This window comes from Caballeronia sp. dw_19 (assembly GCF_018449515.1).
GTDB lineage: Bacteria > Pseudomonadota > Gammaproteobacteria > Burkholderiales > Burkholderiaceae > Caballeronia.
Map to the genome: position 1 here is coordinate 1 of NZ_JAAVUQ010000031.1, position 12,677 is coordinate 12,677.

Consider the following 12,677-nt stretch of genomic DNA (forward strand, 5'->3'; position numbering starts at 1 on the left):
CGTGCAGCACAGAAACGAGATTATGTCCTGCGTTTCGCTTTCCGTCAACAGGTTTTTTACTCAACCCCGACTTTCTGATTCGCTGCGAAGCCCGTCCTGCTTGGCTCTGCGGCATCCTCAATAGCGACACGCGCCCTGCACTTTCTCACTTCCCTTCGCCTCTTCGTGAAGCGAAGGAACGGAATTCTAGTGCCCGTTTCTCACTCGCGCAAGAGGTTCGTGAAAAGATTTTCAGCGGTGCTTTTCTTCACCGTAATAAAGGGCGCAAAAGGAAGGCGCGAACCCGGTATCGCGGAGAGGTGGTGCGCTAATGGTCCAACCGGACGCATAGCGACTACAATCTAAGGTTCTCTGCACCTGATAACTGCCTCCTATGCGCTCGCGAATCGCCAAACGACTTCCCCCGGATGCCGACAAGCTCGTCGGTCTTTCGCTCTCGCTCTTCGCATCGGGCAGCCGTATAGAAGACCGGTTCTGGGAAGCGCGTCTCGACGCCCTTCTCGGGAAAATTGTGCGCAACGGCAATCAGACTGCGCTCGATGCCGCCCTCGACCATCTTCAACTCAAGTTCCCGGACGCCTACGGCGCGCTCGCCGATATGGCGGAAACACAAAGCGAGTCGTTCGCGATCGAGATCGACGGCGTGCCGCACGAAGCATTGCTGATCGCGGCACCCGTGCTGGCATGGACTCGCTACTCAATTCCATCCGGACCGCTCAAGGCCGACGTGGTCGACGCCTTGCGTGCTCAGCTGCAAGCCCACGTGCTCGCGGAAGGCGCCAAGGTGTCGGTTGCGCCGTATCTCTATAGCATCGACCAGTTGCCGCGCCACCATGTGGAGACTGCGCGCGTGGCGCAGCAACTCATACAAACCGTACTCGGCAACGCGCCAGCCCGCCTCAATCTCGCTGACCTGCCTGAAACCTCACCGATCCTCGCCGATCCGCGCTTTTTGCTTGCGATGGCCATCGTGCCCGCAGGCGAAGCGCTGTTTCGGTGGCAAGAAGAAACGGCCGGCACCCGGATCGAACGCGGTCAGTGCCTTGAACACTGGGCGGCCCAGGGCGGCGCCACTTTTGCCGCCATCCTGCCAGGCTGCGAATTCGAATGCCTGTTGCCCGACGCCTACTACTCGGCATGTCGTGACGCCGACGAACAAGTTCGGCCGCACTCGGTCCGCACCGCCGTTCGCTACCTGTTCGACACGCTCGGCACGACGCCTGACGAATTACGCGCCGTGATTGCAGGGTTCGGCGAGCAACGCGTGGACGAATATCGGATCGGCTTTACCCGCCGCGGCAGCAACGACGTGATCTACGGCGTCGTCTGGCCGCTTTACGGACGGGAAAACGGCGAAATTGGCGCGGCGGAAGAAGCGGCCGAGCTGGAAGGCGCGGACGGTCCGGTGGAAGAGATCGTTGCGTTGTTGAAGCGCTCGGGCGTAACCGATGTGCGTCGTCACACCGGCCGTTTCGAGCCGGAATATTGCGATGATTGCGGCGTGCCACTGTATGCGGATCCGCTCGGGGAGATCGTCCATGCGGAAATGCCGGAAGACGCTGAGCCAGCCCAGCCGCATTTTCACTGAGTTAAGCGGTTGAAGGCGTTGCGACTCGTGCGCCGAACGTTGCCGCCCTGCGCTGGTTCGTATCACCGCAAGCGATCGGGAGATTAGCGTATCCGGACTTGCGGAATAAGATGCAGCGCAAATCCTGATGGGTCTAATCTTAACTTCCTGATCCGATACAAAAAACCGTTCCAAGCGACCATTGGGACGGTTTTTTTTGCACGTCGCACTCCCGGCTACCAATTACATGGGACGTCTGCGGAACCCGCGTCGCGCGAACAAACAGGTACGCTCCAACTCCCTCGAAATAAAACCCATTTCCCGAAGCAGTCCCAAGCGTCGAGCTCGCTATCACCAGGAAGGGGCTAGGACAGCTGATCCGCCCTATCGTCTATGCGATGCAACCCCGGGTAGCAGCGTCTTTCTCGTGTTTTCATCCCCCGAGCCCCATCTACCACTCCGGCGGCGCTACCGACTTATCGGACGAAATCGATACGCGGAGCAGTGAAAAGCTCAAGCCACTTGCCGCGTTGTCAGATCAAAACAACGCCGCTAGTGGATTCAAGCAAGAACAACCCAAATTACCCCCGTGCAGGTGCGATGCCGCAGCACGGAAGCGCGCTTCAGATAAGTCTCATTACGTCTCGTATTCACACTTTCACTTGAGAATCATCCCAACTTCAACCGAGGGCATTCGAGACTTCTCCTAGCAAAACTGCCCTGAAGTGAAATTAATTCGCCAAATCAACCGCCAGGCGAAACACAGCCCGGGATTTTGTGCGTAATGCCTATGCCATTCGGTCAGGGCGCAATTTCGGCCGCGATTGGTCATTATCGGTTCAGCCGCATATCGCCCGCCCGGAAGCGGGCATCGCGCCGAACCCATATAACAACGAGGCACGCATGAAATTCACCATAGTCAACTCCGAAGCCGAGCGTCGCGAAGGTTTGAAGGCGCTTTTAAGGCATATCGACCGGCGCGCGCGTTTCAACGAGGCGAAAGACTGGCGGCAAGCGGCAAGCGCGGTCCTGCGGCTCGACCCTGACATGATCGTGATCGACTGGCACGACGCCATGCGCATGGCAGATCTGCGCACGCTGCTGAACGCCTTCCCCAGGATCCCCGCGGCAATCATCGTGGACGAAGCATCAACCGCGAAGGTCCGCATGCTTCTTAGCGCCGGCGTGCTCGGCGTCGTGCCACGCGATCTCGACCCCACATTGATTGTTCGTGCGCTTGAAATGGTTCTGCTGGGCGGCCATTACGTTCCTGCGTGCGCGCTTGATCCGACGCTCGAGCCCGTTTTCCTGCCGCGTCGTGATACCACGCCGAAAGAGTTACGAAAGGGCGCAAAACGGTTCAACACATTGTCGCTGCGCCAGCAGCAAATCATGCGGTGCGTGCATATGGGCAGCACTAACAAGATCATTGCGAAGACACTTGGAATCAGCGAGGGCACGGTAAAAATCCACTTGGGCAGCATTTTCCAACAACTCGGTGCACCGAATCGCGCCGCCGCCGTTGCTATTTATAACGGCTGGCAGAATGGCTATCTTGAAGTCCTGAAGCGCGAGGCTGACGCGTCGCCACGGCCCGCGCTCGGCGACGCCGGACCGGTACCACTGCGCGCAGCCGCTTTGCTGACGTATGCGCCGCGGCCGGAAATAGACGAACACCTGCTGCCAATGGCCGCCCAACCGCGACCCCGATTCGGCGATTGAACACGGTCATTTCATAGTCGGGACGCAACGCGTGAATTGACGCGTTGCGTGTTGGAAAATCCCCGCTGGCACAGTCAATGCGCACGTTTTCGGGCGCAAACGAGTAATATAAGATTTATGGGTTTCTTCTACACACCTCTTCCGCTTTGGCTCGCAATAGGTGGCTGGATTGTCACTGTGGGTGTGCTCGCGCTTGCGATCTGGAAGAACCCGTTTCGACGGTTGCAAGATGGGACGCTTCAGCACGTCTGGTTCGGCATTGTCGTCGCGGTGACGGTGCTGTGGGCGTGCAATACATGGTTCGAAGATGGTCCCGCCATTCATCTGCTTGGCGCCACGCTGATGGTCACGCTGTTCGACTGGCAACTCGCACTGGTCGGGATGGCCGTGACAAGCGGTCTGGCGGCCGTTGTGCTGGATGCCTCATGGCCCGGCGTTCCTGTGACCTTCATATTGTTCGGGGCATTGCCTGTTGCCGTATCGTCGCTGCTACAGAAGGCCATCCAGGCGTGGATCCCGCGCAGCCTCTTCGTCTTCATCGTCGGCCACGGTTTCCTGACATCGGCATGTGCCGTCGCCGTAGCATGCTCGGCTGGCCTGCTTCTGGAAATCGTGCTTGCCAACGGCGAGCTTATTATCCCTGCTGGATTTACGCTCGCTGCCTCCCTGCTCGTAGCCGGCGAGGCCTTGTTCACTGGCGTGTTCACCATCCTGATTACCGTCTACCGGCCTACCTGGATCACTACGTTCGACGTCCGGCGTTATCGGCTGGATCGTGGGCCGCGCGTCTGAACGCCGCACCAATTCCAAACCTTATCCCGCATCAAAGTCCACGACAGAACTGTGTCGAGGCCGGACATCGTTGGCTGTTCGTGAAAGAATTTAATATAAGATGGAACTCCCGCTCACTGTCGGGCATCTTACGTGCCTGTTGTCTCTTTAGTGCAGAACCTGATGGATAGTATTCAAGTACCGCGTCGACTGCTCCGGCTGGTCGGCCGGCTGGTGGCAATTGCATCAATGGCGACACTCGCGTCGGCCGCATGCAGCGCCACCGCGTTCGCCGATACGCTCGACGAACGCAACGAGCTCGTCAACCACTTCGTCACCGACTTCAACGCCAATCCCTTGGTGGCTGACTGCGCCGCACACGGAAGTTTCGTGGCGAGTACGTCGACGGCGTTCGATCACGTGGAGTTTCCGGCCAGTTCCTTCGACTCGGCTCATGGCAGCATCACCCCTTGGAACGACGCATTCGATGACCACAAGCAACGCATCAAGGTGGACAACGTCGTGACGGTCGAGGGCCTTGGCGTCACCAAGGACGGCGACTCCAGCCCTTCCACGCTGAAGTTCCGCTGCGGCTACGTAGGCAGCCAGATGCTGGCTTTCGGCTGGAATGATCCCGTTCCGTCAGCCAGGCCGCGCGCCGAACCCCGCTCGAGCCACGGTGCAAGAGGCCACCATGGCGCGGTCAAGGGCAAAGGCAAGACGAGCTCGAAATCGGCAGGCGGCAAGCCGACGAAAAAATCGGCGAGCAAAAAGAAGCACTGAGCTGCAGTACTCCGAGTCAATGCCTACTGCGGCGTAGACCTCTGAATCATAGGCCTCTGCGTCACCGTCTACTGAGTCACTATCTCAAGCTCAGACGCCAAGGCAAAAGGGCGTGATCGCCGTCCAGCGATCACACCCTTTTGATGCAGCTCCTTCGGAACGCACACCTATCGCGTGCATTCACCGGCGCTCACTTCACTCCGTTAGCTAGCCTCAGAACGCCTGCAGATGCCGCAGGATAGCCTGAAGCATCGACGCCCCCAGCGCAGCGCTACGCTCGCCGTTCCAGCCCACCCGCTCGTCCGGCAGATTCGCGTTGTCCTTGAATGGCATCTCAAGCGTCAGCGACAAACATCCGAACTCATTGCCCACATATTTAGACGCCAGCTTCAACGCGTCCGTCTGGTACTTGCTCGCTTCATAGCCGTACACGTCCTGAAAATCCGGGCTCGCCTGCTTGAAGCATTCGATGAAAGCCTTCTGTTCCTTCGCTTGTTTTTCGGTGAAGCCAGGCAGCATCTCCGAACCGGCCACGAACACGTAAGGCAGCGCTTCGTCGCCGTGGATATCGAAGAAAAGATCGCAGCCCAGCGCGTGAATGGCGTTACGAACGGCCAGCACTTCAGGGCTGCGCGCAGCGTCGGGTTCCATCCATTCGCGATTCAGGTTGGCACCCGCGGCGTTGGTGCGCAGATTGCCGAGCGCGCTGCCATCGGGATTCATGTTCGGCACGATATGGAACACGGCGTGATCAAAGATCAATCGCGCGACCGGGTCGCCCGCCCAGTCGCCCCAGCCCGCCAGCCGTTTGATCAGCCCTTCCACGAACCACTCGGCCATGGTCTCGCCGGGATGCTGACGCGCGATGATCCACACGTTCTTCTTCGGCTTCACCGGGCGCTCGGTCGCTTCGGTCAACCCCAGCGACACCAGCGACATCGGCCGGCCCTGCACCGTCTGGCCAATTTCCGTCAGCGTCGCGTGCGGCATCTGCTGAACGGCGCCGAGGAAACCCGCGTGGCGCTCTTCGCTATACGGCTCGAAATAGGCGTAATAGACGGCGTCGAAATCGGGTGTGTGCTCGATGGTCAATACACGGCCGTCGTAACGTGTGGGTACGCGGAACCAGTTGATCCGGTCGTAGCTCGCCACCGCCCGATAGTCGCGCCAGCCATCGGCGAACGCACAGTCAGCGGCGTTCTCGAAGGTCATCGTGAGCGGTTCGTCGCGCACGCCCGAAACCCGGAAGTAGAACCACTGCGCGAAGTCCGCGTGGCTGTCCGGACGCACACGCAGGCGAATGGCCGCGGGGTCCTCGGCCGACACAACGTCGATCGCGCCTGCATCGAATTGACTCGTGATTGAAATGCTCATGACGCTTCCTTAATAGTGCGGAATCAGGCGGAATCCAGTGCGCAATCGCTGCGCTCAAAGACCCAGCCGCCGGCGATACACATAACTCGTTTCGGTCGATGCCTTTTTATCGAAGGCATACCCTTCGCTCTCGAAAGCCTTCAGTCCTTCCGGCTCGTCAATTCGATGCTGCACCGCAAATCGCGCCATCAGGCCGCGTGCGCGTTTAGCGTGAAAACTGATGATCTTGTACTGGCCATTCTTCCAGTCCTGGAAGACCGGCGATATCACCGGTGCGTCGAGTCGCTTCGGCTGCACCGACTTGAAATACTCGTTGGAGGCGCAGTTCACCAGCACGCGTGCGCCCTTCTGCTTTTTCATCTGTGCGTTCAGGGCCGCCGTGATGCGGTTGCCCCAAAACGCATACAAATCCTTGCCGCGAGCGTTGGCGAACCTGGTGCCCATTTCCAGCCGATACGGTTGCAACAGATCCAGCGGCCGCAGCAGCCCATACAACCCGGACAGCACACGCACATGAGTTTGAGCGTAGTCGAGATCCGCTGCGTGCAGCGACTTTGCGTCAAAACCCTCGTAGACGTCACCGTTGAACGCCAGCATGGCCTGCTTCGAATTATGCGTGCCGAAGGTCGCTGACCAGTCCGCGTAGCGCTGGAAATTGAGTCGCGCGAGCGGATCGGATATATGCATGAGACTACCGATTTCCTGTGGCGAGAGCTTGCGCAAGGCGTCGATCAGTTCAGCGGAATCGGCGGCGAATTCAGGCAACGTGTGCTTGGTAACGTGAGGCGGGGTCTCGTAGTCGAGCGATTTGGCCGGCGATAGAACGATTATCATAGGGGCTCGCCGGCATGCTGCCAACGATGAAGACGGAAACCTTTGATTGTATCGAATGAAAAAATCCCCCGTGCTACGTGCCGTGCTGGATTCGAATGTCTGGATCGACATCCTGGTGTTCGATGACCCTATCACGCGTCCAATCCGCGCCGCGCTTGAAACCGGTACGCTGGAAGCGTTGATCGATTCGCGCTGCCTCAAAGAACTGACGTATGTACTGGACTATCCGCAATTCGTGCGCTTCGCCGTGAATAAGGACGAAGCGCTCGCAACGGTCGCGCGGCTTTCGCAACTCGTTGCCCCCGAACCACCGCCCGCCGACGCGCCGCCGCTGCCGAAATGCCGTGATCGTGACGACCAGAAGTTTCTTGAACTGGCGCATGCGAGCAAGGCGGACTGGCTGGTATCGAAGGATCGCGCGTTGCTTAAACTCGCGAAACGCACGGTACGTGACTTCGGGTTTCGAATCGCCCAGCCGGCGCCGTTCGTGGCCAGCTTTGAAGTACACATTCAGGCGCAGATTGAAGCTTGTGAAGAAACAAACGCGATCGATGTTTAAAATAGGACACATTTTCCTTTAGCGCCGCCGATCGCCCACACCATGAACGCCTCGCACGAACTGCCGTATTCGCCCGCTGTTCCCGCCATTACTTCGCGCTTGCCGAACGTCGGCACGACCATCTTCACGGTCATGAGCGCGCTCGCAACGCAAAAAGGCGCAGTCAATCTAGGTCAGGGCTTTCCCGATTTCGCCTGCGATCCGCGCATTGTGGACGCCGTGTCGAACGCCATGCGCGACGGCCATAACCAGTATCCGCCGATGGCCGGCGCCGCGCCGCTGCGCCACGCGATCGGCGAGAAGATCGAGCGCTTGTATGGCCATCACTATGACGTCGAGCGCGAGATCACGGTCACGGCCGGCGCGACCCAGGCCATCCTGACCGCCATTCTGTGCTGCGTGCATCCGGGCGACGAAGTCGTCGTGATCGAGCCGATGTACGACTGCTACGTGCCGGCTATCGAGCTGGCGGGTGGCAAACCGGTGTTTGTATCGTTGGAAGCACCCGATTACGCGGTGCCCTTCGACAAGCTTGCCGCCGCGATCACGCCGAAAACGCGCCTGCTGATCATCAACTCGCCGCACAACCCGACGGGTCGCGTCTGGCGCGCAGAGGACTTACAGAAGCTTGACGAGATCCTGCGCGGCACCGACGTGCTGATTCTCTCCGACGAAGTCTACGAACACATGGTCTTCGACGGCGCCCCGCACGAAAGTGTGTCGCGCTATCCGGACCTGGCCGCGCGCAGTTTCGTGGTATCGAGTTTCGGCAAGACCTTTCACGTAACGGGCTGGAAGGTGGGTTATGTCGCCGCGCCCGCCGCGCTGACCGCGGAATTCCGCAAGGTCCACCAGTTCAACGTCTTCACCGTGAATACGCCGATGCAAGTCGGCATTGCGGAATACCTGAAAGACCCCGCACCGTACCTGGAATTGCCCGCTTTTTATCAGCAAAAACGCGACTTTTTCCGCGACGGCCTCGCCAACTCGCGCTTCAAGCTGCTGCCTTGCGACGGCACGTACTTCCAGTGCGTGGACTATTCGGCCATCAGCGACCTGCCAGAAGCCGAGTTCTCGCAATGGCTCACGAGCGAGATTGGCGTCGCGGCCATTCCGGTGTCGGCGTTTTATCACGAGAGCCACGAATCGGGCGTCGTGCGTTTTTGCTTCGCGAAAAAGGAAGAGACGCTGCGCACCGCGCTTGAGCGTCTCGCCAATCTTTAAGACTCAATCTTCGGCAGCGTCTTTTTCTGCGCGTCCATGAAGGCGAGCCGGTCCGCCGTGACTTTCTGTGCGGCCGGCCGCTCGCCCACCAACTTGTTGTGCGTCTTCCAGTCGATCCCCGCTTCCAGCAGGAAATCCGCTCCGTAGATGGCTTTCGTCGTCAGCCCGATCAGCGGCAAATTCACGAATGCGCTTACATCGGCGATACTGAAGGTCGTGCCGAGCGCGTACGGTTCGAACCTCGCAATTCGCTTGAATCCGGCAATACCATGCCTGAGCCGTTTTTCCGCGCGCACCTTGGTGTAATCGGTCACGGTGCCACCGAAAAATGCCTGCTTGTAGAGCTCTCGGGCAACCAGTTCCAGGTGTGTTTCGATGAACACGATCATCTCGCGCTCCTTGGCGGCCGTGAACGGGTCGGCGGAAAAAATGGGTTTCTCCGGATAAGCGCTCGCCAGATATTCAACAATGACCTGCGACTCGCACAACGCCCCGGCCTCGGTCTCCACATAAGGAACCTTGCCGAGCGGCGAGCGCGCAAGCGTTGCTTCGTCCTGGCCGAAATTCGCACGCACCTCCTCGAACGGAATGCCGTGTTCGAGCAGCACGAACTTCACCTTGTTCACGTAATTGGATAGCGGAAAACCATACAGCTTGAGCATCTTGAGTCTCCTGGACATCTTTCGTTTTAAGCAATACGGGCAATCGGCGGCCTTCGGGGCCACCTTATAACAAGTACGACCGTGCTAATCTAGCAAATAAGGAGTGAGACACGCCATGAGTTTTCGCGACACAGAGATTCGGACCGTGGGTATTGTCGGCAGCGGCGCGATGGGACGCGGCATCGCGCAGATCGCAGCGCTGGGCGGCCTGAACGTGCGTCTGTACGACACCAACCAGCAAGCCGTCACGGCTGCACGCGAGTATCTCGCCGATACCCTGAACAAACTCGCCGCAAAAGGCAAGCTGAACGAAGCCGATGCGCATGCCGCGTTGACGCGCATTCATGCGGCCGGTGCGATCGGCGAGCTGGCCGATTGCGATGTGGTGGTTGAAGCAATCGTCGAAAAGCTGGACGTCAAGCGGGAGTTGTTCCGCGAGTTGGAAGGCGTGGTCGGCGAAAATTGCATTCTGGCGTCGAATACATCGTCGTTGTCCATTACTGCCATTGCCGCGGGCTGTGCCAAACCGGAGCGCGTAGTCGGCTTGCACTTCTTCAACCCCGTTCCGCTAATGAAAGTGGTCGAGGTGATCGACGGCTTGCGTGGCGACCCCGCTGCCGGCGACGCGCTGATGGCGCTCGGCCGCCAGATGGGCCACACAGCCGTGCGCGCGAAGGACATGCCTGGTTTTATCGTGAATCACGCCGGGCGCGGCATGAATACCGAGGGGCTACGGATTGCGAGCGAAGGCGTCGCGAGTTTCGTCGATATCGACCGGATCATGCGCGAACAAGCCGGCTTCCGGCTCGGGCCGTTCGAGTTGCTGGACCTGACGGCGCTCGACGTGTCGCATCCGGTGATGGAGTCGATCTATCACCAGTTCTATGAGGAACCGCGCTTCACGCCGTCGCCTATTACCGGCACGCGGCTCGCCGGCGGGTTGATCGGACGCAAGGTGGGTGAAGGTTTTTATAAGTACGTGGACGGCAAGCAGCAAATTCCCGAGGAAACGCCCGCTCCTACCGCGCTGCCGCGTCGCGTGTGGGTGAGCCGGGCATCTGCCCATGCGCGCGAAGAAGTGTTCCGACTGATCGCGAAAATGGAAACGGCTGTCACTATCGATACCGGCGGCACTCCGGCGCCCGATTCGCTGATCATTGTCACGCCGCTCGGCCACGATGCCACCACTGCTTCTGTCGCGGAGAAACTGGACGCAACGCGCACGGTCGCTATCGACACCTTGTTCCCGCTCGCCGATGCCGCCCGCCGCACCATCATGACCACGCCTGCCACGACCGCCGAGTTTCGCGACGCCGCGCACGCGCTCTTCGCTTTCGATGGCGTGCCCGTCACGGTGATCCGCGATTCGACCGGGTTTGTCGCGCAGCGCGTGGTGGCGACCATCGTCAACATTGGGTGCGATATCGCGCAGCAACGCATTGCATCGCCTGCGGATATCGATCTGGCCGTCACGCTTGGCTTAGGTTATCCGCGCGGTCCGCTTGCGCTTGGCGATGCGCTCGGCGCGAGCACGATTCTCACGATCCTGCGCAACATGCAGGCTGTGCTCGGCGACCCGCGTTATCGCCCGTCGCCGTGGCTCACGCGACGTGCGCAGCTCGGCTTGTCGCTCACCTTCGATGAGGCCGCAGCATGAGCGCCGAACTGCTCTCCGTCCGCCCCGCCGAAAGCGACACCACGCTCGTTCTCAAGCTGTCCAATCCGGGCGCACGCAATGCGCTGCACCCGGACATGTACACGGCCGGCATCGAAGCGATGAACACGGCTGAACGGGATACATCCGTGCGCGCAATCGTGCTGACCGGCGCCGATAACTTCTTTTGCGCCGGCGGCAACCTGAACCGCTTGCTTGAAAACCGCGCGAAGGATCCCTCGGTGCAAGCCGCGAGTATCGACATGCTCGGCGAGTGGATCGTGGCATTGCGGTCATCGACGAAACCGGTAATCGCGGCTGTAGAAGGCGCGGCAGCGGGGGCGGGTTTCTCGCTGGCGCTCGCGTGCGATCTGCTGGTCGCGGCTGACGACGCCAAGTTCGTGATGTCATATTCCCGCGTGGGCCTCACGCCTGACGGCGGCGGCTCGTGGTTCCTCACGCGCGCTTTGCCGCGTGCGCTCGCCACCGAAATCCTGCTTGAAGCAAAACCGATTGGCGCGACGCGGCTGCATGACGTGGGTGTCGTGAACCGCGTGACGAAACCGGGCGCAGCGCTCGATACCGCCGTCGCGTGGGCGGATGAACTGGGCCGCATGGCGCCGAAAGCACTCGCGCGGATCAAGACGCTGATCGCAGCGGCCGAAACGCAGTCGTTGGCGGAGCATCTGGATGACGAACGCGATGGTTTCGTCGATGCCCTGCATAACGGCAACGCGCTCGAAGGCATCAACGCATTCCTCGAAAAACGGCCACCGCACTACAAATGACGACCGCGTACGAATTGCCCAAACGCCGCCGCATCTTCCTGATGCGCCACGGCGACGTGACTTACTTCGATGCCAGCGGCCGCGCCATCGACCCGGAAGGCGTACCGCTGAACGAACGTGGCCGCGAGGAAGCGAGCGCGGCTGGACGCGAGTTCAAGGCGCAGCAGATTCGCTTCGATAAAGTCATCGCCAGCGGCTTGCCACGCACGATCGAGACGGCGCAGCGCGTGCTGGCCGAAACCGGTCAGCAGATCGACATCGACATCTGGCCGGAGTGGCAGGAAATTCGCGGCGGCCGGCTGGGAGACCTTCCTCCCAAAGATTTTGAGCGCGCTTTTCTCAGCGTTTTCGATGGCATCGTGCCGGAAGCCACGTCGTTTTTGGGCGGCGAGACTATCGGCGAGTTGCTGGATCGGGTGCTGCCGCCGCTGCAAAACCTGTGCGACGATGCATCGTGGGACACGGTATTGCTCGTGCTGCACGGCGGCGTCAATCGTGCGCTGTTGTCGCACGCAATCACCAGTGGAGGCCGCACGTTTTTCGGCCATCTCTCGCAGACCACGGGCTGCATCAATGCACTCGATGTCGGCGATAAACCCGGCGACTGGGTGATCCGCGCGCTGAACCATTCACCGCCCTCGCCGCTTCACGTCGGGGTGCGGAACACGACCATGGAACTGCTGTACGCGCAGTTTGTTCGTTTTAAATCGCTGATGAAGTCATAGCGGGCACGCGGCCT

The 12,677-nt window shown here is 60.0% G+C and carries 13 protein-coding genes; 10 read left to right on the forward strand and 3 right to left on the reverse strand.

All coding sequences use genetic code 11. The features are described from left to right. The 5 genes from HB376_RS30200 to HB376_RS30220 form a co-directional block, all read left to right on the forward strand. Window positions 1–311 (forward strand): hypothetical protein (locus HB376_RS30200; protein ID WP_213767345.1); only part of this gene is annotated, 311 nt, incomplete at its 5' end. Between the two features lie 62 nt (window positions 312–373). Continuing rightward, entirely contained in the window at window positions 374–1,588 is a 1,215-nt protein-coding gene (locus tag HB376_RS30205; RefSeq protein WP_213767346.1) for a DUF2863 family protein, read from the forward strand. A gap of 882 nt (window positions 1,589–2,470) precedes the next feature. After that, window positions 2,471–3,289 carry a response regulator transcription factor gene (locus tag HB376_RS30210; RefSeq protein ID WP_213767347.1) on the forward strand — a complete coding sequence of 273 codons (819 nt, stop codon included), beginning with the start codon at window positions 2,471–2,473 and terminating at the stop codon, window positions 3,287–3,289. Between the two features lie 117 nt (window positions 3,290–3,406). Then, window positions 3,407–4,081, forward strand: a complete 675-nt coding sequence (locus HB376_RS30215) for a hypothetical protein (RefSeq protein WP_213767348.1) — start codon at window positions 3,407–3,409, stop codon at window positions 4,079–4,081. 162 nt (window positions 4,082–4,243) lie between these two features. Next, on the forward strand, window positions 4,244–4,843 hold the full coding sequence (locus HB376_RS30220) for a hypothetical protein (protein ID WP_213767349.1): 600 nt from the start codon (window positions 4,244–4,246) through the stop codon (window positions 4,841–4,843). A gap of 213 nt (window positions 4,844–5,056) precedes the next feature. On the opposite strand, the gene HB376_RS30225 is transcribed toward HB376_RS30220, so the two are convergent. Together HB376_RS30225 and yaaA are read right to left on the reverse strand one after the other, a co-directional pair. Beyond that, window positions 5,057–6,217 (reverse strand): M14-type cytosolic carboxypeptidase, encoded by a 1,161-nt coding sequence (locus tag HB376_RS30225; protein WP_213767350.1) that lies wholly within the window; start codon window positions 6,215–6,217, stop codon window positions 5,057–5,059. 54 nt (window positions 6,218–6,271) lie between these two features. Then, a complete protein-coding gene (gene yaaA, locus HB376_RS30230; protein ID WP_213767351.1) occupies window positions 6,272–7,051 on the reverse strand; it encodes a peroxide stress protein YaaA in 780 nt (259 codons plus the stop codon). A 55-nt stretch (window positions 7,052–7,106) separates the two neighbouring features. Between yaaA and HB376_RS30235 the strand changes: the two genes are divergently transcribed. Beyond that, complete coding sequence (locus HB376_RS30235) at window positions 7,107–7,610, forward strand: putative toxin-antitoxin system toxin component, PIN family (protein WP_213767352.1); 504 nt, start codon at window positions 7,107–7,109, stop codon at window positions 7,608–7,610. A gap of 42 nt (window positions 7,611–7,652) precedes the next feature. Further along, window positions 7,653–8,834: a pyridoxal phosphate-dependent aminotransferase gene (locus tag HB376_RS30240; protein WP_213767353.1), complete on the forward strand. Its 1,182-nt coding sequence runs from the start codon at window positions 7,653–7,655 to the stop codon at window positions 8,832–8,834. On the opposite strand, the gene HB376_RS30245 is transcribed toward HB376_RS30240, so the two are convergent. After that, the gene (locus tag HB376_RS30245) at window positions 8,831–9,496 is read right to left on the reverse strand and encodes a glutathione S-transferase (RefSeq protein WP_213767354.1); all 666 of its coding nucleotides are present in this window, start codon (window positions 9,494–9,496) and stop codon (window positions 8,831–8,833) included. The genes HB376_RS30240 and HB376_RS30245 overlap by 4 nt on opposite strands. 115 nt (window positions 9,497–9,611) lie before the next feature. On the opposite strand from HB376_RS30245, the gene HB376_RS30250 reads away from it, so the two are divergent. The 3 genes from HB376_RS30250 to HB376_RS30260 are packed head-to-tail and all read left to right on the forward strand — an operon-like array spanning window position 9,612 to window position 12,663. Then, window positions 9,612–11,153, forward strand: a complete 1,542-nt coding sequence (locus HB376_RS30250; protein ID WP_213767355.1) for a 3-hydroxyacyl-CoA dehydrogenase — start codon at window positions 9,612–9,614, stop codon at window positions 11,151–11,153. After that, window positions 11,150–11,938 carry an enoyl-CoA hydratase gene (locus HB376_RS30255; RefSeq protein WP_213767356.1) on the forward strand — a complete coding sequence of 263 codons (789 nt, stop codon included), beginning with the start codon at window positions 11,150–11,152 and terminating at the stop codon, window positions 11,936–11,938. Before HB376_RS30250 ends, HB376_RS30255 begins: the two co-directional genes overlap by 4 nt. Next, on the forward strand, window positions 11,935–12,663 hold the full coding sequence (locus HB376_RS30260; protein WP_213767357.1) for a histidine phosphatase family protein: 729 nt from the start codon (window positions 11,935–11,937) through the stop codon (window positions 12,661–12,663). The genes HB376_RS30255 and HB376_RS30260 overlap by 4 nt, the downstream gene beginning before the upstream one ends. Window positions 12,664–12,677: the final 14 nt, after the last annotated feature.